The 26,272-nt window shown below is 38.0% G+C and carries 18 protein-coding genes and 1 pseudogene; 18 read left to right on the top strand and 1 reads right to left on the bottom strand.

What is annotated here, in order from left to right:
* The 5 genes from uxaC to OLM61_RS19895 all read left to right on the top strand — a co-directional run bounded on the left by uxaC (position 1) and on the right by OLM61_RS19895 (position 6,504).
* Positions 1 to 1,404, top strand: a complete 1,404-nt coding sequence (gene uxaC, locus OLM61_RS19915) for a glucuronate isomerase (protein WP_264524335.1) — start codon at positions 1 to 3, stop codon at positions 1,402 to 1,404.
* 93 nt (positions 1,405 to 1,497) lie between these two features.
* Positions 1,498 to 2,520, top strand: coding sequence for a sugar kinase (locus OLM61_RS19910; protein WP_264524334.1), 1,023 nt, complete (start codon positions 1,498 to 1,500; stop codon positions 2,518 to 2,520).
* 11 nt (positions 2,521 to 2,531) lie between these two features.
* Positions 2,532 to 3,203 carry a bifunctional 4-hydroxy-2-oxoglutarate aldolase/2-dehydro-3-deoxy-phosphogluconate aldolase gene (locus OLM61_RS19905; protein ID WP_264524333.1) on the top strand — a complete coding sequence of 224 codons (672 nt, stop codon included), beginning with the start codon at positions 2,532 to 2,534 and terminating at the stop codon, positions 3,201 to 3,203.
* Between the two features lie 209 nt (positions 3,204 to 3,412).
* Positions 3,413 to 4,879 carry a tagaturonate reductase gene (locus tag OLM61_RS19900; RefSeq protein ID WP_264524332.1) on the top strand — a complete coding sequence of 489 codons (1,467 nt, stop codon included), beginning with the start codon at positions 3,413 to 3,415 and terminating at the stop codon, positions 4,877 to 4,879.
* Positions 4,880 to 4,881: 2 nt separating this feature from the next.
* On the top strand, positions 4,882 to 6,504 hold the full coding sequence (locus tag OLM61_RS19895) for a UxaA family hydrolase (protein WP_264524331.1): 1,623 nt from the start codon (positions 4,882 to 4,884) through the stop codon (positions 6,502 to 6,504).
* A 196-nt stretch (positions 6,505 to 6,700) separates the two neighbouring features.
* On the opposite strand, the gene OLM61_RS19890 is transcribed toward OLM61_RS19895, so the two are convergent.
* The gene (locus tag OLM61_RS19890; RefSeq protein ID WP_264524330.1) at positions 6,701 to 7,729 is read right to left on the bottom strand and encodes a LacI family DNA-binding transcriptional regulator; all 1,029 of its coding nucleotides are present in this window, start codon (positions 7,727 to 7,729) and stop codon (positions 6,701 to 6,703) included.
* 284 nt (positions 7,730 to 8,013) lie between these two features.
* Here OLM61_RS19890 and OLM61_RS19885 point away from each other — a divergent pair, with 284 nt between their 5' ends.
* The 13 genes and pseudogenes from OLM61_RS19885 to OLM61_RS19825 all read left to right on the top strand — a co-directional run bounded on the left by OLM61_RS19885 (position 8,014) and on the right by OLM61_RS19825 (position 26,165).
* Positions 8,014 to 9,441: a glycoside hydrolase family 28 protein gene (locus OLM61_RS19885; RefSeq protein ID WP_264524329.1), complete on the top strand. Its 1,428-nt coding sequence runs from the start codon at positions 8,014 to 8,016 to the stop codon at positions 9,439 to 9,441.
* Positions 9,442 to 9,487: 46 nt separating this feature from the next.
* Positions 9,488 to 12,664 carry a SusC/RagA family TonB-linked outer membrane protein gene (locus OLM61_RS19880; protein WP_264524328.1) on the top strand — a complete coding sequence of 1,059 codons (3,177 nt, stop codon included), beginning with the start codon at positions 9,488 to 9,490 and terminating at the stop codon, positions 12,662 to 12,664.
* Between the two features lie 10 nt (positions 12,665 to 12,674).
* Entirely contained in the window at positions 12,675 to 14,366 is a 1,692-nt protein-coding gene (locus OLM61_RS19875; protein WP_264524327.1) for a RagB/SusD family nutrient uptake outer membrane protein, read from the top strand.
* Positions 14,367 to 14,484: 118 nt separating this feature from the next.
* A complete protein-coding gene (locus OLM61_RS19870) occupies positions 14,485 to 15,420 on the top strand; it encodes an alpha/beta hydrolase (protein WP_264524326.1) in 936 nt (311 codons plus the stop codon).
* An 11-nt stretch (positions 15,421 to 15,431) separates the two neighbouring features.
* On the top strand, positions 15,432 to 16,397 hold the full coding sequence (locus OLM61_RS19865; protein ID WP_264524325.1) for a DUF4861 domain-containing protein: 966 nt from the start codon (positions 15,432 to 15,434) through the stop codon (positions 16,395 to 16,397).
* A 374-nt stretch (positions 16,398 to 16,771) separates the two neighbouring features.
* A complete protein-coding gene (locus tag OLM61_RS19860; RefSeq protein WP_264524324.1) occupies positions 16,772 to 17,974 on the top strand; it encodes a glycoside hydrolase family 105 protein in 1,203 nt (400 codons plus the stop codon).
* 24 nt (positions 17,975 to 17,998) lie between these two features.
* Positions 17,999 to 19,219 carry a glycoside hydrolase family 105 protein gene (locus OLM61_RS19855; protein ID WP_264524323.1) on the top strand — a complete coding sequence of 407 codons (1,221 nt, stop codon included), beginning with the start codon at positions 17,999 to 18,001 and terminating at the stop codon, positions 19,217 to 19,219.
* Between the two features lie 72 nt (positions 19,220 to 19,291).
* Positions 19,292 to 21,319: a pectate lyase gene (gene pelA, locus OLM61_RS19850; RefSeq protein WP_264524322.1), complete on the top strand. Its 2,028-nt coding sequence runs from the start codon at positions 19,292 to 19,294 to the stop codon at positions 21,317 to 21,319.
* A gap of 43 nt (positions 21,320 to 21,362) precedes the next feature.
* A complete protein-coding gene (locus OLM61_RS19845; protein WP_264524321.1) occupies positions 21,363 to 22,712 on the top strand; it encodes a glycoside hydrolase family 28 protein in 1,350 nt (449 codons plus the stop codon).
* A gap of 114 nt (positions 22,713 to 22,826) precedes the next feature.
* A pseudogene (locus OLM61_RS19840) lies at positions 22,827 to 23,572 on the top strand (rhamnogalacturonan acetylesterase).
* 301 nt (positions 23,573 to 23,873) lie between these two features.
* The gene (locus OLM61_RS19835) at positions 23,874 to 24,407 is read left to right on the top strand and encodes a hypothetical protein (protein WP_264524320.1); all 534 of its coding nucleotides are present in this window, start codon (positions 23,874 to 23,876) and stop codon (positions 24,405 to 24,407) included.
* A 437-nt stretch (positions 24,408 to 24,844) separates the two neighbouring features.
* The gene (locus tag OLM61_RS19830; RefSeq protein WP_017495627.1) at positions 24,845 to 25,021 is read left to right on the top strand and encodes a histone H1-like protein Hc1; all 177 of its coding nucleotides are present in this window, start codon (positions 24,845 to 24,847) and stop codon (positions 25,019 to 25,021) included.
* Between the two features lie 241 nt (positions 25,022 to 25,262).
* The gene (locus OLM61_RS19825) at positions 25,263 to 26,165 is read left to right on the top strand and encodes a carbohydrate kinase family protein (RefSeq protein ID WP_264524319.1); all 903 of its coding nucleotides are present in this window, start codon (positions 25,263 to 25,265) and stop codon (positions 26,163 to 26,165) included.
* Positions 26,166 to 26,272 lie beyond the last annotated feature (107 nt).

Here is a 26,272-nt window from a genome sequence, read left to right as displayed (position 1 = left end):
ATGAGTTTAAATACCTTCATTAACGATAATTTTTTACTTGAAAATAAATTTGCTGAAGAGTTGTATCACGCTTACGCTAAAAATCAGCCCATCATAGATTACCACAACCATTTGAACCCGCAGTTTATTGCCGAAGATAAAATTTTTGATACCATTACAAAGGTGTGGATCAACGGAGATCACTACAAATGGCGCGCGATGCGTACATTAGGAATTAACGAGCAGTTTGTAACCGGAACTGCTTCCGACAAAGATAAGTTCTTAAACTGGGCGAAAACAGTTCCGTATACCATGCGTAATCCTTTGTATCATTGGACACACTTAGAACTGGCCCGTTATTTTGACATTTATGATTTGCTGAATGAAAAATCGGCGGAGAAAATATACATCGAAACCACGGAGAAAATTAATTCTCCAGCCTACAGCACACAAAACCTGCTTAAAAAAGTAAACGCTGAATTGGTTTGTACCACCGAAGATCCTATTGATAACCTGGAGTTTCATCAGAAACTGGCCAAAAATCCAATCGGAACCAAAATGAGTACAGCATTCAGACCTGATAAAGCGATCTTAATTTCTAATGATGGCTATAATGCATATCTGGACACATTAGGGGATGTGTCCGGAGTTGCAATACACACCTACACAGATTTGTGCAGTGCCTTAAGAAACCGAATTGAGTTTTTCAATCAAAATGGCTGTAAACTGAGCGATCATGGTCTGGATCAGATTTACTTTGAAGATTTTACAGAAAGTGAAATCAACACCATTTTCAAAAAGAAAAGAGAAAACAGAATTTTAAGCCCCGAAGAAATTTTAAAATTTCAAAGCGCTGTATTGTTATTCTTGTCCGAAACCTATCATGAGTTTGGATGGGTACAGCAGTTTCACTTAGGAGCATTGCGAAATAACAACGCCCGTATGCACCGAATTTTAGGACCGGACACCGGTTGGGATTCTATAGGAGATTATCCGCAGGCACAAAAACTATCCGGTTTTTTAAATGCCCTGGACAGTCAGGATAAATTGACCAAAACCATTATTTACAACCTAAATCCGGCTGATAATGAGGTCATGGCAACCATGATTGGGAATTTCAATGACGGAAGTGTCAGAGGAAAAGTGCAGTTTGGATCAGGCTGGTGGTTTTTAGATCAGAAAGACGGAATGACGAAACAATTAAATGCTCTTTCCAATATGGGGTTAATCAGCTGTTTCGTAGGGATGCTGACAGATTCGAGAAGCTTTCTGTCCTTCCCGAGACATGAGTATTTCAGACGTATTTTATGCAATCTTCTGGGAGATGAAATTCAACGCGGTGAGCTTCCAAACGATATGGAATGGATTGGAAAATTAGTGGCTGATATTTCGTATAACAACGCAAAAGAATATTTCGGTTTTTAGTGAAATGTGAAGTGTGAGAAGAAAGAGTTTTAGCATCAAGGCTTAAAACCTTTCTAATCATAATAATCTGTGGCAAAAAAAATAATAATAAATATGAATAAAGTAGTTGCATTTGGGGAAATCATGTTGCGTTTGTCGACCGAAAGGCATTTGCGTTTTTCACAAGCTACAGCATTTGGTGCTACATATGGAGGCGGCGAATTTAACGTTTGTGTGTCTTTGGCAAACTATGGTATCAATGCAGAATTTGTAACAAGATTACCCGAGAATGAAATTGGGGTTTCGGCCTTAAAAGAAATGCGAAAAATGAATGTAGAGTCCCGTAACGTAGTGTATGGAGGCGAACGTTTAGGGATTTATTTTCTGGAAACCGGTGCAGGAACACGCGGCAGTAATGTCGTTTATGATCGTGCACACAGCTCCATGGCAACTATTGAAAAAGGAATGATTGACTGGGAGAAAGTGCTCGAAGGGGCAAGCTGGTTTCATTGGAGCGGAATTACGCCGGCAATTTCCCAAAGTGCTGCCGAAGCCTGTTTAGAAGCAGTGAAAGCGGCTCATAAGTTGGGAATTACAATTTCCTGTGATTTGAATTACAGATCAAAATTATGGCAATATGGAAAAACGCCAGCCGATGTAATGCCGGAGCTTTTGCAATACTGCAATGTTATTTTAGGAGATATTGATACCGCTTATTTTATGCTTGGAATTCCGAAAGTCAATCCGGATTATCAGGAGGAGAAATCGCTTCCGGTTTTGTATCGCAAATTGTTTGATTTGATTCCGAATTTAAAAACAGTAGCAACAACCCTGCGTTATTCTGTAAGCGCTTCACACCAGAGAATTGGCGGAATTTTGTTTGACGGAAAAGCCATTTATCAGGCAGCCGTAAAAGAAGTGACTTCAGTTGTAGACCGGGTAGGAAGCGGAGATGCTTTTATGGGAGGTCTAATTTACGGATTGCAACAATATGAGAATAACCATCAGCGGGCCTTAGATTTTGCAGTGGCAGCCTGCTGTTTAAAGCATACCATAGCCGGAGATTATAATCTGGTAACCTTAAAAGAAGTTGAAAATATAATAGATGGTGATTCTGCCGGATTAGTATCCAGATAATTGATTTAAATATGGCAAAATATTCAAGAATTGAAGTGGCTTTAACGATGAAAGAGAATGGAATGGTTCCGCTATTTTTTCATTCAGATATCGAAATAAGCAAGAAAGTATTAAAAGCCTGTTATGATGGAGGCGCACGATTAATGGAGTTTACAAGCCGGGGAGATTTTGCTCATGAAGTTTTTGGCGCTTTAAACAAATATGCTTTGGCAGAATTACCGGGAATGATGCTTGGTGTGGGTTCTGTTACAGATGCGGCTGCGGCTTCGTTGTACATGAGTTTAGGAGCAAATTTTATCGTAACACCCGTTTTTAGAGAAGATATAGCAATCGCCTGTAATCGCCGAAAAGTGCTTTGGTCTCCGGGCTGCGGAACTTTGACGGAAATAGCAAGAGCCGAAGAATTAGGATGCGAAATCGTAAAACTGTTCCCAGGGGATATTTACGGACCGGAATTTATAAAGGCTATAAAAGGCCCTTGCCCGTGGACGAACATTATGCCTACCGGCGGAGTTTTGCCAACAGTAGAGAGTCTGACTTCGTGGTTTAATGCAGGAGCAACCTGTGTTGGGATCGGGTCACAGTTAATTTCAAAAGACATATTGGATAACAATGATTTTGACGGACTAAAAACAAAAGTCAGTCAGGTTCTTGAGATCATAAAAAATATTAAAAATAAATAAGGAGTAATCATGCCAATCCTTATTTAACATGCGTTTTTTTAGATTTTAGAAATTGTAATTGAGCATTACGCTTGATAAATAAATTTTGTGAATCCTCACAGCAAGATTTGTTTTCCTCACACAAGCGTAATGTTTCTTTTACAAGACGAGTGAAGGAGCGAAAGTAAGAGATTAAATGTGGTTATTTATAACACTTTAAGAGAAAAGTAATGGAAAAAATAAACAGAGTAAACTCAGGTTTTTCAGAAAAACTTCCTATAAAAATAGTTCAGTTTGGAGAAGGTAACTTTTTAAGAGCCTTTGTCGAATACGCTTTTCAAAAATTAAATCAGGAAGCTGGTTTTAATGCGGGAATTGCCGTAGTACAGCCTATCGACAGAGGTTTGGTGAACATGATTAATGCTCAGGACGGACTATATACCCTGTTTATGAAGGGCGTTAAAAAAGGAGAAGAAATTCAGGAGAAAGAATTGATTACCAATATCGTGAAAGCAGTGGATCCTTACACTTCTTTTCAGGAATATCTGGCTTTAGCCAAAGAAGAAGAATTGACTTTTATCATTTCAAATACAACCGAAGCAGGTATCGAGTACATCGAATCCGATCAGTTGACGATGCAGCCACCGGTTTCATTTCCGGCTAAATTAACAGTGCTTTTGTATGAAAGATTCAAACATTTTAGCGGTGCGGCAGATAAAGCTTTAACGATTATTCCTTGCGAATTAATCAATTACAATTCAGAGACTTTAAAAGAAATTATTTTAAAATATTGCGCCGATTGGAAACTGGAAGAAGAATTTGTTTCGTGGTTAACCAACAGCTGTTCTTTTCATAATACCTTGGTAGACCGAATTGTACCGGGTTATCCTAAAGACCAGATCGAAGAATACAACAGCCAGTTAACTTATAAAGACGATTTGATTGTAAGTGCCGAAAGCTTCTTTTTATGGGTGATTGAAGGAGATGATCAGCTAAAAGCAAAACTTCCGTTTGATCAAACCGCTTTAGATGTGAAAATCGTGGCAGACATGCAGCCGTATCGTACGCGCAAGGTTAGAATTCTGAATGGAGCACACACCGCTATGGTTCCTTTTTCAATGCTTTATGGCAACGAAACAGTTAAAGAAACGGTTGATAATGCCTTTACGGGAGCTTTTGTAAACAAAGCTGTTTTTGAGGAGATTAATGAGACCTTGAACATGGACAAAGCAGAATTGGCCAGTTTCTCTGAAGAAATTCTGGATCGTTTCAGAAACCCGTTTATCAAGCATTTACTCTCGTCCATTGCATTAAATTCAGTTTCAAAATTCAAAGTAAGGGTATTACCTAGTTTGACAGGTTATGTAGCGATTCATCAGACACTTCCGGTTCATTTAACATTTGCATTTGCGGCTTTAATTCGTTTCTACAAAGGAACATGGAAAGGAGAGGTCTTGCCGGTTAATGACAGTGAGGATATTGTTTCTTTTTTTGAAAGTCTTTGGAAATCGGATGATTATGAAAAAATAGCGCGACTGACTTTGCAAAATAAAAATTTCTGGGACGAGGATTTAACCCTGCTGCCGGGATTAACAAATGCAATTGCAGTGGCATTGGAAGAAATTGATGCAAATGGAGTTGAAAATGGTTTCGCCAATTTTCAAAAACAAATAAACAAGATAACTCAGAAAGTTTAGTTATGGCAACGCAAAAAAAACTAATAAAAGTTCATCCTACTGACAACGTAGCGGTAGCTTTAGTGAATCTTTCAGCTGGTGAGGTGATTGATTTTGAAGGTTCGGCTGTTACTGTGGAGAGTGATGTGAAAATGAAACATAAAATCGCGATGGTTCCTTTTAATATAGGAGACAGGATTATTATGTACGGTGTTTTGGTGGGGAAAGCCAGTGCCAAAATTGAAAAAGGAGGTTTGCTTTCTACAGCAAATGTCAAACATGAAAGTGATAAGGTAACCGGAAAAACAGAAACGATTGGCTGGACAGCTCCTAATATTGACAAATGGAAAGACAGAACTTTCATGGGCTATCACAGAGAAGACGGACAAGTTGGAACAGAGAATGTATGGTTGTTTTTTCCATTGGTATTTTGTGAGAACCGAAACATCGAAATTTTAAAAGATATTTTCGAGAAAGAACTAATGAAACCGAAGGAAAACGATTATCAATTGTTGCTTCGTTCTTTGGTCAAATCAGAAACGGGTGGTGCGGGAAATGAAGCCGCTTCAAATGAAGCCAATTTATTCAACAACATCGAAGTAAAATTTATCACGCATCAAGGTGGTTGTGGCGGTATTCGTCAGGATTCGCATAGTCTGGCCAAATTGTTGGCGGGTTATGTAAACAATCCAAACGTGGCGGGGGCAACGGTTTTGAGTTTGGGCTGTCAGAACCTGCAGATTCAGATTTTTAAAGATGCTTTAGATGCCATAAATCCAAACAGTAAAAAACCGGTTTTGATTTACGATCAACAGCAAATCGGAACCATCGAAACCATGTTGAGCAGTGTGGTAAAAGATACCTTTGAAGCAATTAAAAAAGCCAATGAAGTACAAAGAGCTCCGGCACCTTTGTCAAAACTAAAAATTGGTTTGGAATGTGGTGGTTCAGACGGATTCTCCGGAATTTCGGCTAACCCGACTTTAGGAGTAACCTCAGATTTACTGGCTGCTTTAGGAGGAACTACCATTCTTTCGGAATTTCCTGAATTGTGCGGGGTAGAACAGGAACTAGTAAATCGTTGCGTGGAAGATGAAGGAGGAGAGCGTTTTCTGGAATTGATGAAATGGTACGAAAAAACGGTGGTAGATGCCGGTTCAGGATTTGATATGAACCCCTCTCCGGGAAATATTAAAGACGGATTGATTACCGATGCGATGAAATCGGCAGGAGCAGCTAAAAAAGGCGGTACATCACCAATTACGGGTGTTTTTGACTATGGTGAATACATTTCAAAACCGGGATTAACTTTGCTTTGTACACCTGGAAATGATGTTGAATGTACCACAGCAATGGTAGGTTCAGGAGCTAATATGGTATTGTTTACGACAGGTTTGGGAACTCCAACAGGAAACCCGATCGCACCGGTAGTGAAAATTTCATCCAACACAGATCTGGCTAAAAAAATGTCCGACATCATTGATATTGATACCGGCGGAATTATCACCGGAGAAAAAACGATCGACGAAATGGCCGACGAAATGTTGGAATTTATCATCGATGTTGCCAGTGGTATCATTAAAACCAAAGCAGCAATCTTAAATCAAAACGATTTTATTCCCTGGAAAAGAGGAGTTTCACTTTAATAAAAGAAGGTATTGTAAAAAAAAAGCTCACTTAACAGTGAGTTTTTTTTGTTTGAACCATTAAGACATTAAGTTTCATTAAGTAGTATGGTAGTTATAGCAAGCCGGTTAATTACAGAGCTTAATTCACTTAATCTTTAGATGAAAAAAGGCAAAAACTTAATTTGCCTTAATGTCTTAATGGTAAAATAAAAAATTAAAAGCTTGTTCTTGACGATGATTTACGAATGTGTAATTCCGGAGCAAGAACGACCTTTTTTTCGATTTTAATAGTCTCGGTTTTATCAACCTGTTCCAGAAAAACACGTGCAGACATTTTCCCCATTTCTAAAGGAGACTGATCTACAGAGGTAATCGATAACTCCATGAATTTGGTAAAAGGTTCGTTACTGAAACCGGCTACACAAAATTCTTTCGGGATATTGATGTTTCTTTCTTTTAACTCCTGAATAGCGCCTAAAGCAGCAAAATCACTTGATGAGAATATCGCATCAGGAGGAGTTTCCAGCTGAAGCAAAAGATCAACAGCCTCTTTTCCGTGATCAACCGTACTTTTAACCGGAATAACGTACGCTTCATTAAAAGGGATTCCACTATCCAGTAAGGCCTGCTTGTAACCGAGGAACCTGTTCTTGAAAATTTCAAGCGACTGATCTCCGGACAAATGTGCAATTTGCCTGCAGCCTTCGTCGATCAAATGTTTGGTTGTCAAATAACCGCCTCTAAAATCATTGATCGTTACGGAACTTACACCGTCAATATGTTTGCTTCTGTCAAAAAAGATTAACGGAACATTTTTTTCTAAGACATATTGAAAAGCACCGTCGTTTTCTCCCGTGACATCGGTAACCGACATGATGATGCCATCCACCTGAGCGTCTATTAAAGTATATAGATTTTCGTTTTCTCTTTTCGGACTTTCGTGCGTCTGGCAAATAATAACCTGATAGCCATGCGGATGAAGTTCTTCTTCGATTCCTCTGATTACCGAAGCAAAAAAGTTGCTGTCGATACGCGGAACGATAACGCCAATATTATTACTACGGCCGCTTTTTAAGGCGAGCGCCAGCTTATTCTGCTTGTAATTCATTGAAGCCGCAGTTTTAATAACCAACTCACGTGTGCTCTCTTTTATTTTCGGATTGTTGTTTAACGCCCGGGAAACAGTAGCAGCGGTGATATTTAATTTTTCGGCAATATCGTAAATGGTTATTTTTTCGCTCATGAAAAATGTTTTTTCAAATTAATCTCTGACAAAAATACATATTTTTTTATAACGTTACACAAATTGTTATCGATTACCATAATTTATAGTTAAAACGATTTCGGTTGCACAATGCTAATAAATTATATGTTTTTTTACATTAAGTGTAATTATAATTCGGAATAAAAATTAAATATATAATTAATTTTCAAATAAATTTGGTGCATTGGAACTTATTTTTTACTTTCGTGTAATCGATTACATAATTGCATTGTTTTGGAAATCAAACCAAAAATATCATACAAATGACTACAGGGAAAGTTTTAGTATTTAAATCAGTTTTAATGGCGGCGGCAGCAGGAATCATTATGCTGTCTTGTGGGAAGCAGGTTTTGGCAGTTTCTGAATCGGATCGCTGGAAAGAGAAAGAGGCCATCGTTAACAGCATTCCCGAAACCCGTTTTCCGGATAAGACTTATAATATTAAAGACTTTGGAGCGGTGGCCGACGGAAGAACATCAAATACCTTAGCCTTTGAAAAAGCGATAAAAACATGTGCTCAGAATGGAGGTGGAAAAGTACTGGTTCCTGACGGGAAGTATCTAACGGGTGCCATTCATTTAGAAAGCAATGTAAACCTGCATCTGGACGATCATGCTGAAATTCTTTTTAGTATCCATCCAAATGAATATCCTATAGTTCATACCTCATTTGAAGGAACCGAGCTGATGAATTATTCCCCTCTTATTTATGCAAAGAACAAAACCAATATTGCCATAACCGGTAAAGGAACTTTAAACGGACAAGCTGATCACACCAATTGGTGGATTTGGTCAGGAGGTAAGGATTACGGCTGGAAAAAAGGAATTCCATCGCAAAATGACCCGCAGAACCGTGAGGTTTTGGTAGATATGGCGGAAAAAGGAGTTCCGGTTCCCGAAAGAATTTTTGGAGAGGGACGTTACCTGCGTCCTAATTTTATTGAGTTTTTTGAATGCAATACCGTCCTGGTAAAAGACATTACGATTATAAACGCTCCTTTTTGGATTTTACATCCTCTAAAATCCATGAACATCATTATTGACGGCGTTACCGTAAACAGTCATGGACCTAATAATGACGGTTGTGATCCCGAATATTCGCAAAACATACTCATCAAAAACTGCACGTTTAATACCGGTGATGATTGTATCGCAATCAAAGCAGGAAGAGATGCCGATGGCCGACGCATTGCCATTCCGAGTAAGAATATTATTGTTCAGAACTGTAAAATGATCGACGGGCATGGCGGAGTTGTAATTGGCAGTGAAATATCGGCCGGTGTCAACAATGTTTTTGTAGAAGACTGTGTCATGGACAGCCCCAATCTGGATCGCGCCATCCGGATCAAAACCAATTCAAAAAGAGGCGGCATTATTGAAAATGTATACGTCCGAAATCTTGAAGTCGGAACTGTAAAAGAATGTGTTTTAAAATTAAACATGTTTTACAACGTCTACGGATCACAAACGGGCAACTTTATTCCGACCATCCGAAACATAAGCCTTGAAAATGTAAAAGTGAAAAATGGGGGAAAATATGGAGTCTGGGCAGAAGGTTATGCACAATCTCCCGTTGAAAATATCACGCTTAAAAACGTAGTCATTCAAAAAGTAGACTCCGTACACCTGCTCAAAAATGTAAAGAACATCAAATTTATGAATACCTATATCAATGAAAAAAAAGTAGAATAACTTATAAAACAAAAACTATCAATTAACCAAACCATTTTAAAAAATTATGAATATCAGACCATTATTAAAGAAAAAAATAAAATACAGTCTTGTATTTTTATTTTTCCTGAATTTTCTGTTGAGCACCGCCACTTATGGGCAGTCGACTACAATAGAGGGGAAAATTACAGATGCTGCGGGTTTATCATTGCCAGGTGTAAACATTCAGGAAAAAGGAACTAAAAATGGAACTTCTACAGATTTTGAAGGAAGTTTTAAAATAAATGTCACCAGTAACAAAGCTATTTTAATTGTGAGCTACTTAGGCTTTCAGACGCAGGAAGTGAGTGTTGCCGGAAAATCGAAAGTAAATGTTAGCCTTGCCGAACAATCGAACTCACTTAATGAAGTGGTGGTTGTAGGGTATGGTACAGCAAAAAAGACAGATCTTACAGGGGCTGTCAATACCTTATCGGCAGCTAAAATAACCGAAAGAAACGTGACGAACCCAATGGAAGCCATTCAGGGGGGTATTGCCGGAGTTCAGGTAACTTCAAACAGTGGGCGAATCGGAGACGGTTTTAATGTGGTGATCAGAGGAACAAACTCGATCAATAAAGATGGTTCTAAACCGCTTTTTGTGGTTGATGGTGTACCTAGTGACAATATTGACTTCCTGAATCCGCAGGATATTGCAAGAATGGATGTATTGAAAGATGCTTCTTCTGCTGCAATTTATGGTTCAAGAGGAGGAAGCGGGGTTATCATTGTAACCACCAAAAGCGGAACAAGTGCTAAGTCGGGTGTAACTGTTACATTTGATAGCTCTTACGGTAACAAACAGGCCGTACGATTACCAAAACTAATGAGTCCTGAAAAATGGTGGTATTACCATCAATCGGCATTTTTGGCAACCACTATTTCAGCTACAAATCCAACCTATAATGATATTGATGCTTCAGAATTGAATGCAGCTGTAGGTCAGGCAGGTACAAACCCTGTTTTGTTTCAGAGAGTAGCTAAAAATCAAAGCTATAACTGGCAGGATACAGTTCTTAAAGGCGGAATGACACAAAACAATTATCTGAATGTTTCGGGTCGTGCTGATAACGGACTGTCTTACAACATTGGTCTGGGAGCTCAGAAAGAAACCGGAGTAATTGACAATGAGGGAATTGATAAGTACAATTTTAAAGCGGGTTTAAATCATAAGGTAAACGATAAAATTTCATTTGGAGTAAACCTTACCATTTCTAAAACTTCCGAACAGTTAGGGAGTCCAACGGCCATGCAGGAAGCGTTCAGACAAAATCCGTATACGTCGCCTTGGGCTATAGATGCTGCCGGTAATGAAATTGTGGGAACTTATGCGCAGCAACCGGGGACATTAAGATATCCTAACGGAAATTTGGCGATTAACAAAACGGGTTCTTATAATCCGCTTTTAGAAATTGCAAATTCGGCAGATGAAATAGAAAGATTCACCACTATCGGGAATATTTTTGGAGAATATAAAATCAACAGCTGGTTATCGTTCCGATCTACTTTTTCAGCAGGAAAAATGGATGCCAGAGAAGGAAGATCATTTGGCGCTCAAACCGATTTTGGTCTTAAAAACAAAAGTTTACCATCCGGTGACGTAACGAATCTGAACAATTTTAATTATACCTGGGACAACCAGTTTAACATTAACTATACTTTAAACAAAGACCACGTTTTTAGCTTTTTAGGACTTCAGAGTTTCTACTCTAATACTACCGAAACTTACTTTGCAGCCTCAAGAGAAAACCCTTTTGAAACCAGTTTTTACAATTTAGGTTCAGGAGTTCAGTCTACTTACTCCTTGACACCATCAACCGGGACGATCGCATTAATTCCTTCGGGAGTATTCACACCGTACTCTAAAAACACTTTAGAATCGTATGCCGCCCGTTTCAATTATGCGTACAAGGGACGTTATTTGTTAACCGCTTCGGTACGTTATGACGGATCATCAGTTTTAGCAGAAAATAATAAATGGACGGCTTTCCCTTCTGTAGCTTTAGGATGGAATGTTCATGAAGAAGGATTTATGAAAAAATTAGATTTTGTTTCTAATTTCAAACTAAGAGGAAGTATTGGGTACACAGGAAACGATAACGTAAGCCCGTATTCAAGTTTAAGTGTTTTAAAAAATCCTACTTATTATGATTTCAACGGTACCATCGCAAATGGTTACACGGCTTCAAGTTTAGGAAATACAAATCTGACCTGGGAAAAAACAAAAGAGGTGAATTTAGGTTTAGATTTCGGATTTGCTCATAACAGAATCTCTGGTAGTGTGGATGTGTACAATCGTTTGTCAAAAGATTTATTGTTTCAACAAGCACTTCCATTGGAAATTGGAGTGCCAACTATTACCTCTAACGTAGGTTCGATCAGAAATAAAGGTATTGAGGTTGCCTTGGTTACTAAAAATGTTCAGACTAAAAATGTGAGTTGGGAAACGAGTTTTACTTTTACTAAAAACGTAAACAAACTCGAATCGATTTACGGACAAGATCAGGTAAGTGATGTTGGAAATAACTTATTTATCGGAGAAAATGTTCACTCTTATTACAACTATGTTTTTGATGGTGTATGGCAGGAGAGCGAAGCAGCACAGGCACTTACTTACGGTCAGAAACCGGGAGAAGCAAAAGTAAAAGACCTGAACAACGACGGTAAAATTGATGCCAATAACGACAGAGCTATTTTAGGAAACTACGATCCTAAATGGTCCGGAAGTTTTTCTACCACTTTAAAAGTAAAACAATTTGACTTGTCGATGTCTTTGATCACCAATCAGGGAATGACTGTATTTAGCGGATTCCACGACAACTTTGCCGATGTTACCGATAGAGGACGTCAGAAGTTTGATCTTGGCGATTGGTATGTTCCGGCTAATGGTGCAGGTCTGCCTGCCCAGTATTCAAACACAAATCCGTTACCGCGTGGAGCGGGTGTTTACTACGATACCAATAACGTAGCATTTTATAAAGACGCATCCTTTGTAAAAGTGCAAAACATTGCTTTAGGTTATAGTTTTGATCAGGATTTGGTGAGTAAATTAAAAATTAAAAGTTTAAGACTTTATGTGAATGTGTTGAATCCTTTTGTATTTACAAATTATGAAGGATATGACCCTGAATGGGCAACTGCAGCTTTAGCGGTAAATCGCGTAGCAACAATGACGGTTCAGATGGGATTAAGTTTAAAATTTTAAAGTAAGAAAAATGAAAAAAATACTAATAGTTTTAGGAATACTGGTGACGACATTAAATTCGTGCTCCAATTTTATAGAGGAAGACAATCGTGCCTTCGGCTCGGCAGAACAATATTTTCTTACGGCACCCGGGTTTGAGTCTTTGGTAAACACCAATTATGCAACTTTAAAAGACATTTATGGTGGTGATCCGTGGCTGTTTGAAGCAGGTACCGATATGTACTCTGAAGGAAGAAATCAGGAACCGGAAGGACTGGCTAAATATTTAACCCTTTCTTCGTCTTCTGCGGGTGTAGATTTGTTATACAGAACCTGTTACATGGCCATTCAGCAAGCTAACAAAGGACTGTACTATTCTACCCTTACTGAAAAAGCAAGTACCGTAGATACAAGAGTGGGAGAACTTAAATTTTTAAGAGCAAACGCTTATTTTCTTTTGGTTCAGACTTACGGAGGTGTTCCTGTTGTATTGGAAAATATCAACACTGCTGTGACTTCTTTCGACAGAAATTCGGCAGAAGAAGTATACACTCAAATTTTAAAAGATCTTAACGAAGCCTTACCTGCAGTGGCTACTGGCGCCTACACAGGAAGAATTAATAAAAGAGCTGTTCAGGATTTACTGGCAAAAGTATATTTGACCAAAGGTTATGAAACTTTTGGAACTGCGGCAGATTTTACAACTGCGGCCAATTTAGCCGATCAGGTAATTGCGGGACAGCCACTTAATATTTCTTTTGCCGACGTAGTAAAACCAGGAAACGAAATGAATGCCGAAACGATCTTCTCTGTTCAGTTTTCTGTAGCCTCAAATGCTACTGGTCCAACAGCTTTGGGAAGTTCACAAAACTACTGGTTTAGCTCGTATTTAGGAGCAGCGGCGGCAGGCAATCCTTATCCAAACAGAAGTTACACACTTTGCCCTACAGTTTACGCATTATCGTTGTATGAGCAGGGCGATAAACGTTGGGAGAATACCTTCATGACAGAAATCTATAGCAGATACTATGATTTTTATACGGTAACCGATAAAACGGCATTAAAAATTACAGATTTTTACGAGCCTCGTTGGTTTACTTTGGCCGATAGAGCAGCCTGGAATACTGCTAATGCTTCAAGAAAAGCAAATGCAGCAACTTTCAGATATCACAATTGGGGAACCTATTCTTCAGCAGCAGCTTCAGGTGGTGACTACAACCTGATTCCGGTTCGTAAATTTGACGATCCAAATGCTCCTTATAGCGGTGCAACCAGCGCAAACTACAACACCACACCGATCACACCGGCAACCAACAGAAGCAGTAGCCGTGATTTTATTGTAGCAAGACTTGGAGAAACCTATTTAGTAGCCGCCGAAGCTTACTTTAAAGCCGGTCAGCCTGCGACAGCTTTAGCACGTTTAAACGAAGTAAGAAGAAGAGCGGGTGGTGGAGTAGTCGGAGCAATTCCGGTAATGACCACCATCGATATCAACACCATATTAGATGAAAGAGGAAGAGAATTATTAGGCGAGTACCACCGTTGGTTCGATTTGAAACGTACCGGTACCTTAGTGCAAAGAGCCGTTTTATACAATCCTAAAATCACAAATGCAAACGTCTTTAGCGGACAAAATGGCAATCTTAAAATATTAAGACCAATCCCTCAGTCAGCATTAGATTTGAACAGAAGTAAAAACTACCCTCAAAACCCGGCTTATTAACAGGTTTTTATAATTAGTAGTTTAAAAATTTTGAGGTTCGTTTTTTTTTTTTTGAGGCAGTTAAAAAGGGGTTCGACCCGGAATCGGACTCCTTTTAACTAAAAACCAGAGCAGGTAAATGAAAAGAATAGGGATTGTTTTATTGCTTTTTTCGAAGGTCATGCTGGCACAAAATCACTATGCTGTTGATAGCTCCTATACCATAAAAAGTACTTATGCCAAACTAATTAAGAAATATCCGTTTATAAAAATAGCGGAAGCAGTCAAAAAGGCAAATGTTCTTCAAATAGAGGATATAGTCTATGATAAAATTGAAAAGAAAGAGTTACATCTGGACGCCTATTGGAATAAAGGTGAAGAGGCAAATCCGGGAGTCATACTGATTCACGGGGGAGGCTGGAAATCCGGGAATAAAAAGCAGCTGGAGGTTTTAGGACAGACAATAAGCGCAAAAGGATATTCGTGTTTTGCAATCGAATACAGATTATCACCGGAAGCAAAGTATCCGCAAGCGATTTATGATGTAAAAAATGCAATTAAATTTGTAAAAGACAATGCGAAAAAATTCCATGTAGATCCGGATAAAATTGCCGTTTTAGGATGCTCCTCAGGAGGTCAGATGGCAGCTTTGATTGGTACAACAAATGAGAATCTGGCTTTTGAAGATCCTCGGAACAAGAGTACATCTTCGTCAAAAGTACAGGCAATACTTGATGTAGACGGAATTTTAGCATTTAAACATCCCGAGTCGGAAGAAGGAGAAATGGCAGCTTTTTGGTTAAATGGAACCTATCAGGAGAATCCTGAGAATTGGGAGCAGGCATCAGCGTTAAGGCATACGGATAAAAATACACCGCCAATACTGTTCATCAACAGTAGTTTTGATCGGTTTCATGCCGGCAGAGACGATATGATTGCGATTTTGAATCAGCATAAAATTTACAATGAGGTCAGAACAATTCAGAATTCACCTCATTCCTTTTGGTTTTTTCAGCCGTGGTTGGATGAAACGGTTTATTATGCCACACAATTTTTAAACAAAGTATTTAAATAATTACAATAAAAATGAAAACGAAAATCACCTTAGCGACCTTACTTTTAGTTGGTATTACAGCAGTTAATGCGCAGAAACAGGATCTAAAAACCGCTAAAACCTATGCCGAAATATCTGCTAAAACAGACGGAAAGTGGGAAGGTCGTAAATACATTGGCGGAACAGCATTTAAAAATGTTGACAGACTCAAATTGTCACCGGAACATACCGATCACTCATTTGATATTCGTTACGAAGGACCGGGTTGGGAAAATAACCGCATTGGATATCGTTTGTATTTAGATTGGAGAAATGCGATTGACATTTTTGGAAAAAAAACAGCAGAAATTATTCTGCCAAAAGTGGGACAGGATAACTTTGATTCGTATCACGAGATGAGCGATTGGGGTGCTGATATTCTGAAAGCCGGAAAGGGAATCGGAATTGGTTCAATAGACCGCTATTTAAACAATGAAAAATTACATTTCCATGAAGTGGATTCTACCATTGCAACAGTAGTAAACAAAACCAATGAATCGGGTGTAAAAGTGCAATACTATGGTTGGAAAACCGCCTCTGATAAAATCGATTTCACATCTGTTTTGACCATCAAACCAAACGAACTGTATACAAAACATACCATTCAGGCATCCAAAGAAATTAAGGGAATTTGCACCGGAATTGTAAAGCAGAAAAACACAGAACTTCTTAAAAAAGAAAGCAAAAATAAAAAATGGGCTTATTTGGCAACATACGGGCAGCAGTCGTTAGTTCCGGATAAGTTAGGAATGGCTATTTTTTATGAAATTAACACAATTGAGAGTGCCCCGGATACAGATTTAGATTATCTTTTGGTATTCAAACCAACAACAAAAGCGACTTCTTTTTACCTTTTAGGCGCCTGGGAACAAGAACAAAACGGAGTTAAATCGAAAGAAGAATTTGTAAAATATTTAGATGAAAAGCTAGAGGTGCTGAATAGAAAGGGGAAGATGTAGAATATAAGATGTGATATGTGAAATGTGGAATGTAAAATGTAGTTAAAAAATAGGCCACAGATTAAAGGATTAGAGATTAAAAAATCTGCATAATCTGCAAGATCTGCGAGAGAAAAAATTAAACACAGTAGCATCCACATACATAGCTAATGTGTTTTGAGATAAAAGTAAAACACCTTTTTTAGCCCTTATAAACTATGTTTCTATGTGTTAAAAAATAAGCCACAGATTAAAGGATTAGAGATTAAAAAATCTGCATGATCTGCATAATCTGCGAGAGAAAAATATTCGCAATTTAAAACACAAGTTAGCTTAATCCATTTTAATCGTTGTAATCTGTGGCAAAAAAACATCAACTGCAAGAATATAATTTTATGCTTAAACCGACTTTTATAAAGAATAACTTTATTGTTTTGTTGCTGATAATCAGTATTAAAACAATAGCACAGACACATGAAAATAGCGCCTTGCCCAATAATCTAAAATGGTCGGAAAGAACAGCACTTACTATTTTAGATAAATACCCGAAAGCCTGGCAGATCGATGGCACCGAAAAGCCCAAATGGGATTATAAAATGGGATTGGTATTATCGGCTTTTGAAAAATTATATCAAAAAACAAACGATAAAAAATACTTTAATTACATCAAAGAATATGCAGACGAACTGATTGATGCCGATGGAAATAATAGTAAATATGAGTGGGATGAGTACAATATCGATTGTGCCAATCCCGGAAAATTACTGTTTAAGCTGTACGACGAAACAAAAGACAAACGTTATTTGAAAGTATTGCAGGAATTAAGAAAACAGCTTGAAAGCCAGCCCAGAACAGCCAGTGGCGGATTCTGGCACAAACAAATTTATCCCAATCAAATGTGGATTGACGGTTTGTACATGGCCGAACCTTTTTACACCCAGTATACGGTTAGATTTGAAAATGGTAAAGCTTTAAACGATATTGCAAAGCAATTTGAATTGGTACAGACACATTTAGTGGATCAAAAAACAGGATTGGTTTATCAGGCTTGGGATGAAAGCAAAGAAATTGCTTGGGCAAACCCACAAACAGGAACTTCACCAACCATTTGGGGACGTGGCATTGGCTGGTATATGATGGCTTTGGTTGAAACCTTGGAGTATTATCCAAAAACACATCCAAAATATAAAGCGCTGACAGAAGATCTGAATCAAATTGCAAAAAGTGTCGGGCAGCATAAAAGTGCGTCAGGTTTGTGGTATCAGGTTGTAGATAAGCCTGAAATGAATGGGAATTTTTTAGAATCTTCGGCCTCGGCTATGATTATTTATGCTTTAGCGAAAGGAGCGAATAAAGGATACCTGAAACCGATATATAAAAAGACGGCAGAAGAATCATTCGAGGCCTATCTGAAAGAATTTGTAAGCAAAGACAGTCAGGGACAAATCATTATTTCAAAGGTATCTTCGAATGTTGGTTTAGGAGGAAAACCATTTCGGGACGGAACAAATGAGTATTACATCAAAAGCAAAACAAAGGATAATAGCTCACCAGCACTTGCAGCCTTTTTGCTCAGTGCATTAGAATTGGAGAAATAGTAGAATCTAAAATATAGTTTAAAAATGAAAAATAATAGAACGAAAGGTTGTTTTACAGCAGTGGCTTTAGTTTGTCTGATGGCCTTTACAAGCTGTAAAGTGACTTCTCAGGAAACGTCAAAAAAAGAAATTGTCATTGGTAAAGATTTAAAATGGTCCGATAAAATGACTTTGACTTTAATGAAACGCCATCCTGAAAGTTATAAAATTGATGATTCGAAAACACCAAAATGGGATTATGTTCATGGATTGGTTTTACATGCTATTGCAGAATTGTACAAAAAGAATCCGGATCCAAGGTACGCGGCTTATGTAAAAAGTTATGTGGATACTTTGGTTCAGAACGATGGAACCATTAAAACCTATGAGTTAGACAAGTACAATATTGACTTAATTGTGCCGGGACGTTTGCTGTTTCAAACTTATGCTGCTACTAAGGAAGAAAAATATTTAAAAGCACTTCAATTATTACGCAAACAATTGGCAGAACAGCCCAGAACAGCAAGTGGCGGATTTTGGCACAAACAAATCTATCCCAACCAAATGTGGCTGGACGGTTTGTATATGGGAGAACCATTTTATGCGCAATACACCGTTACTTTTGAAGGAGGAAAAAATCTTGATGATGTTGCGAAACAATTTGAGTTAATTCAATTGCATGCCACAGATCCTAAAACGGGATTGTTGTACCACGGTTGGGATGAAAGCAAAGCAATGCCATGGGCGAATAAAGAAAACGGAACTTCTCCAAACTTTTGGTCCAGAGCTTTAGGCTGGTACGCGATGGCATTGGTTGATGCGCTTGATTATTTCCCTAAAAATCATCCAAAACAAAAAGAACTGGTAAAATACTTCAATAGTGTTTCGGCAGCTTTGGCTAAATATCAGGACAAATCCGGTTTATGGTATCAGGTTACAGACAAAGGCGGTGCAGAAGGAAACTATCTTGAAGCTTCCGGATCTTCCATGTTTGCTTATGCTTTTGCAAAAGGAGCCAATAAAGGATACCTGCCTGCAAAATACAAAAGTCTGGCCAATAAAGCTTTTGACGGTTTGACCAAACAATTGATAAAGGTAGATGCTGATGGTGGAATTACACTTACACAAGCCTGTCAGGTGGCAGGTTTAGGTGGTAATCCATATCGTGATGGTTCGTACAACTACTATGTGAACGAAAAGAAAAAAGACAACGATCCTAAAGCGACCGGACCGTTTATTCTGGCAGCTGTCGAATTAAACAGATAATATAAAACCACCCGACAGGTTTCTAAAACCTGTCGGGTTTAATGGGATGATAGTAACAAATAAAATTTTAAAATGATTAAGTTAAAAAATATCCTATTGTTTTTTGGTATGGTTCTGAGCTTTGGTATTCAGGCACAGAACAGCTATAAAAACTGGCCGGATATTATTCGGAAAAGCGATGCAGCCTGGTTTGGTACCGATGAAGCAAAAAAAATAGCAGAGAATGTTTTACTGTATCAAAGGGATATAGGCGGCTGGCCTAAGAACATTCAGATGCAGAAAGAGTTAACGCCGGAGCAGAAAAAGGAGTTGCTTGCACTTAAAAAAACAACTGCAGAAACAACGACAGACAACGGAGCGACTTGTCAGGAAATGCTTTTCATGTCGAAAATGTACGCGCAGGTAAAAGACGATCGCTACCAGGAATCTTTTTTAAAGGGATTGCAGTACCTGCTGGATGCGCAATACAAAAATGGAGGATGGCCTCAGTTTTATCCTTTAAAAAAAGGCTATTACACGCACATCACCTACAATGACGACTCTATGGTAAACATCCTGAACACCATAAAACAAGTGAGTGAGGAAACGAATTATTTTAGTATAAAACCGGCTAAAGCAATTGTTGAAAAAGCGAAAGCAGCTTTCGAAAAAGGAATCGACTGTATTTTAAAAACACAGTACAGGCAAAATGGTGTTTTAACTGCCTGGTGTGCACAGCACGATGAAGTTACTCTTGCGCCAGCAAATGCAAGAGCATTCGAATTGGCGTCGTTAAGTGGTTCTGAATCGGCAAAGATTGTATTGCTTTTAATGGCAGTAGAAAAGCCTTCACCGCAAATTATAACGGCTGTGCAAAGCGCGCAGGCCTGGTTTGAAAAAACAAAAATCACCAATCTTGAAGAAAAACGTATTTTAAATGAGGATGGAAAAATCATTGACAAAAAAATGATCGTAGCACAAAATGCGGCTCCAATTTGGGCAAGATTTATGGATCTTTCGACCAACGTACCCTTTTTCTGCGATCGTGACGGAATCAGGAAAAAATCTTTAGAAGAGATTGGTGCTGAAAGACGAAACGGTTATTCCTGGTATTCTGATGCACCCAAAGAAGTACTTAAAAAATATCCGGCCTGGGCGGCAAAAAACGGACTGAAAGTTTCAGCTAAAGAACCGTTGGAAAAAAAAAAGAATAACTTCATTACGGTCGCTCAAGACGGTTCAGGTGATTTCACAAAAATCCAGGACGCTATAAATGCTGCCCCGTCATTTCCCTATGAGAAAATCACTGTTTTTGTGAAAAACGGAACGTACAATGAAAAAATCAGAATCCCGGAATGGAATACACAGCTGGCACTAATTGGTGAAAGTAAAGAGAACACAGTGATCGTTTTTGATGATAATTTTTCCAAAATTAATACGGGGAGAAACAGTACTTTTTATACCTACACGGTCTTGGTGGAAGGGGATGATTTTTCGGCATCAAATTTAACGATCAAAAATGCTTCGGGCGACAATGGTCAGGCGATTGCACTGTCTGTTGTAGCCAATCGGGTACAGATTTTAAACTGTAATATTCTGGGAAATCAGGATACCTTATACCTGTCAGGGAAAGAAGCCAAACAGTATATCAAAGATTGTTACATTGAAGGAACCACTGATTTTATTTTTGGAAGCGCAACTGCCTTATTTGAAAATTGCGAAATCCACAGTATTAAAAACTCCTATATTACTGCTGCTTCAACGCCCGAAGGAACTGCTTTTGGATTTGTTTTTAAAAATTGCAGACTTACAGCAGCGTCATCAGCAACGGCAGTTTATCTCGGCAGACCCTGGCGTATTTATGCCAAAACGGTGTATATCGATTGCGATATGGCAAAACATATCAGACCGGAAGGATGGGAAAACTGGTCGAAACCCGAAGCGGAAAAAACAGCTTTTTATGCCGAATACAATTGCAAAGGCGAGGGAGCTTCGTCTGCAAAAAGAGTTTCGTGGTCGCATCAGCTTGAGAAAAAAGAGGCAGAAAAATATACGATAGACAACATTCTGAAAGATTCAATTGTCAACTGGTATTCAGGCCTGCCAACTGTAAAGCAATAGAAAAAAAACTTAGAACCTTAGCACCTCAGAACCTCAAAAAATCATGAACTTTAAATACGTTATTTTCCTCTTCATCACCTGGATTTCTGTAGCGCAGCATACCGAATTTCCGTCAGCAAAAGTAGATTCAATTGTGAATCGAATTCAGCTTCCTGTATTTCCTTCGTATCAAATTAATGTTGTGAAATTGGGTGCAAAGGGAGATTCCATTAGCAATAACAAAACCTTTTTTGACAAAGCAATGGCGCTGTGTAAAAAGAACAATGGCGGGACGATTGTTGTTCCCAAAGGAATCTATAAAATAAACGGCCCGATTCATTTTGTGAGTAATGTCAATCTTAAACTGGAAAAAGGAGCAAAAATTAAGTTCAGTGATCGCCCGGAAGATTATTTACCAATGATTTTAACGAGTTGGGAAGGGACCATGCTCTACAATTACAGTCCGTTGATTTATGCTTATGACTGCTCGAATATTGCCATAACTGGTGAGGGAACGCTGGACGGAGAAGGAGCAAAAAACTGGAAAAGTTTTAAAGCGAAGGAAGGCCCGGGAAAAAACAGAAGCCGTGACATGAATCATAATAACGTAGCTTTGAAAGACAGGAAATTTGGAGAAGGCTATTTTTTACGTCCGCAAATGATTCAGTTTTTTAATTGCAGGAACATTTTAGTCGAGAATATTCGAATTGAAAATTCTCCTTTTTGGTGTCTGCATTTATTGAAATCACAAAGCATTACGGTACGCGGGCTTCGTTATAAATCACTGAATTATAATAACGACGGAATTGATCCCGAGTATGCAAAAGATGTTTTAATTGAAAATGTAACCTTTGACAATGGTGACGATAATGTGGCGATCAAAGCCGGAAGAGATCATGAGGGAAGAGCTAATTCGGCTACACCAAGTGAAAATATTGTGATCAGAAACTGTAATTTCAAAGGACTTCACGGCGTTGTAATTGGCAGTGAAATGTCGGCTGGAGTTCAAAATGTATTTGTAGAGAACTGTAAAACAGCAGGCTATTTAAAAAGAGGTATTTATTTGAAGACTAATGCTGACCGCGGTGGTTTCATCAGAAATGTATTTGTCCGCAATCTAACACTGGATGAAGTAGAAGATTGTTTGTACATCACCGCCAATTATCATGGGGAAGGAAGTGGTTTTCAGTCTGACCTGTTCAATATTTTTTTCTCAAATATTACGTGTAATAAAGCCACGGAATCGGGAATCGTAATTCAGGGGTTTCCGGATAAAAAAGTTCGTAACATCTCTTTAAACCATATTAATATCAAATGGGCAAAAAATGCCATTTCGAGTGAGAATGCCGAAAATGTGCTGCTCAATGAAGTGGTTATCGGAGAAAAAGCAACGGTGCCAACAGCAGCGAAGTAGATTTTTTTTTGAGGGTCTAAGATGCTGAGGTACTAAGGTGCTGAGTTTTTTTGTAGTACGAAAATATGTTTCTAGGTGTTGAATATTTACCCCAACGCATTAATTATAAATCAAATGATGAAATACTATCTGTTACTTATGTGTTTGCTTTCGACGGCTTGTTTCGCTCAGAAAACAACACTTTATACGATTGGAGATTCTACAATGGCCAATAAAAAAGACCCTGAACGTAATCCGGAACATGGATGGGCACAGGTGTTACAGCCTTTTTTTAACAAAGATGTAAAAGTGGAGAATAAAGCTGTAAACGGACGAAGTACAAAAAGTTTTATCAACGAAAAGCGATGGGATTCTATTTATAAAAAGCTTAAAAAAGGAGACTACGTTTTTATTGAGTTTGGACATAATGATGAAAAAATAGAAGATTCAACCGTTATACAAATCCTCATACAAGCTACCGCTACAACTTGATTAAGTTTGTAAAAGAAAGTCGGGAAAAAGGAGCAATCCCTGTATTATTGACCTCTATAGTGAGACGCAATTTTAATGAGAAAGGTGTTTTAGTACCTACACACGGCGATTATCCTTTAGAAACCAGATGGGTAGCCCAGGAGTATAAAGTTCCTTTTATTGACCTGGAATACTATACAGAAATACTGGAACAAACTTATGGACCCGAACAATCGAAACAGCTGCATTTGCATTTTAAAGCCGGTGAAAATGCCTATTACGACAAAGATAAAAGTGATGATACCCATTTGTCATTAAAAGGAGCTACAGCAATAGCTCAGCTTGTAATCAACCAGATAAAAATAAGTACAGATCCTGCTTTAGCTTTACTTAGAAAAGGAATTAGATAAAACAGTTTAAGAATGATATTTTCAAAAAAGAGAGAACGGAGGTTCTCTCTTTTTTGTTTAGAGCTATTTTGAAAGTGACTCAGAACCACTTTTAAGTGGCTGTTAAACAGGTATAGAAGTTCTTTATGTGTACCAATTGCAGATTTGTCTTATCACGATAGTTTAATGGCTTCTAGCGGTGCCCGAAAAAAAAAGTTGCGTCTAAATTTGCTCAGAACTTTATGAAAGGATCGTTTTTTCAGGAAAACAAGATTGGAATAAAGGAAAATTAATTATTAAAAAATAATTAGAACAACAGCATATGAGCACCTCTACCTTTTCTTTAGAGTTTGATCTGAATAATGCGGAAATACGTACTATGAATAAAATGTATTTCAAAGATTTGTACAAAAAAAGAGTAACGTTTTTTTTGGCGATCGTCTTGTTAGGAATTGTTTTTTTGGGCGGGGATCATAACCACGATTTTTTCCAATGGATTTTAAGAGATTTAATTCTGGTGATTTTCTTTTTACTTTTTCACTGTTTAATTGTAAACACAATTTGTAAAGTAACCTTTCGGGTAATCAAAAAATTATTGAAATTTGACCGTCTTTTACGCAGGTATAAATTTAGTTTTACCAATTCATTTATTGGAGTACATTCGCCATTAGGCGGGTTCACCCATCGCTGGTGCCAGATCGAAAAGGCTATTCTCACCAAAGACTTCTTTCTATTATACATTAGAGATAAAAATGCCTACATCATTTCAATTTCTACTAAAGACAATTGCTGTCATAAAATAGCCGAGTTAATTGCATTTATAGATGGTAATGTAACTCCTGTAGAAAGAATCTGATTTGGAGGAATAGCTTTTTGGAAAAGTAAAAATTGAAATAGAGAAATAAACTTTTCTTTGTTCTCTACGTTCCTTCTAAATACAATCACTTTTGAAGCGGTTTTAGTTCAATCAGGTACTTTTTGGGTAGATTTTCTCCAATAAAACAGCAAATTGCAGTTGCTGGATGGAGCAAAAAGTTACTTTTTTGACGTTTTGAAGAGAGAAAATGAAATTTTATAAAAAATACTTTTGAATGCGCTACAAGGCAGGAATTATCGGGTTAGAAAAATAAGATATTGACTATTAGTTTATTGTGTAAAACGGGATGCTGAAAAAAGAAGAAGTAAATTTATTGTTAAGCTAAGGCCCGAAAAATGGGGATAAATTTAACAGCAAAAGTGTTGTAACTCCCATGCAAACTTTTATTTTTGCGTCTTAATTTAATAATTATAAGCATGAACGATCTATTAGTAAAAATCAACGCCGAAATTGAAACATTTAAAGCAGAGGCTGAATCATTAACGGAAAAAGGTGTTAAAGCTGCTGGTCCAAGAGCGCGTAAATCAACTTTAGAAATTGAAAAACTTTTAAAAGAGTTTAGAAAAGTTTCTATCGAAGAATCTAAAAAATAATATTTTTATTTCAAAAAAAGACCTCGTTTAATGAATTTTAAACGAGGTTTTTTTATGGAAAATATTTTTTAGGACTCCACAACTTTTGTACCTGATTCTAATTATATCCAAAGCTTTTTATCATTATATTGCAATAACGTCGAATGTGTGGAGAAGTGTTTTTTTGACTACTCCATTTTTAGAAAAAAAATCGATGCTAAACTGTACTAAACAAGCCTGTTAATATAAAAATGTTTTTAGAATGAGTGACGGAAATAACCTTAAGGCAGTAGCCTATGGAGAAGTACTTTGGGATGTTTTTGCTACTGAAAAAAAGATTGGCGGCGCACCACTAAACGTTGCCTTGCGAATGCAATCGTTAGGTTGCGAAGCGGCTATGATTAGTAGTGTAGGCAATGATGAAGACGGTTCCGCTCTCATCAATCATATAAAAAGTTTCGGACTTGAAACGGATGCGATTATCAGGTCAGAAGATTTTTCAACCGGTTTGGTCGAAGTAAGCTTAAACGATAAAGGTTCGGCGAGTTATACTATCCAGTATCCGGCGGCATGGGACAAGATTATATTGAGTGATTTTGCCAGAAATTTGGCAGTTAATGCCGATGTCTTGATTTTTGGAAGTCTGGTTTGTCGGGATGCCGTATCAAGGAAGTCGCTTGAAGAATTATTGCAGACCAATGTGTACAAAGTTTTTGATGTCAATCTAAGAAAACCTCATTATACCTATGAGATTTTAGAGCGTTTGATGCATTCCGCTAGTTTTATTAAATTCAATGACGAAGAATTAGCAGAAATTGCTCTCGCATTGCATTCGCCTTTTACTACACTGGAAGAAAATATTCATTTTATTGCCGGAAAAACCAATACCAATGCCATTTGCGTCACCAGAGGACAACATGGGGCTGTATTGCTTTGGGAAAATCAATTGTATGAGAACAACGGATATGCTGTAAAAGTTGTCGATACAGTAGGAGCAGGTGATTCTTTTTTAGCCGCTTTGATTACGACATTGCTTACCGGAAAAACACCTCAATATGCAATCGATTTTGCGTGTGCGACAGGAGCTTTAGTTGCTGCTTCACCGGGAGCCAATCCTAAAATTTCAACTTCAAAAATTGAAAGCCTCCTGAGAGGGGAAGAATAATCTCCAATAGCCATAAATAGTAAGCCCTTAAACAAAATTTTGATTGAGGGGTTTTTCGTTTTTGGTAACAGTAAGGACAGAAAAGAGGGGGTAGACCGGTGAAGGTA

Origin of the sequence: Flavobacterium sp. N502536 (assembly GCF_025947345.1) — a bacterium.
Taxonomy (GTDB): Bacteria; Bacteroidota; Bacteroidia; order Flavobacteriales; family Flavobacteriaceae; genus Flavobacterium.
Note: the sequence above shows the minus strand (reverse complement) of the source record. Positions and strands in the feature narration are given on the sequence as shown.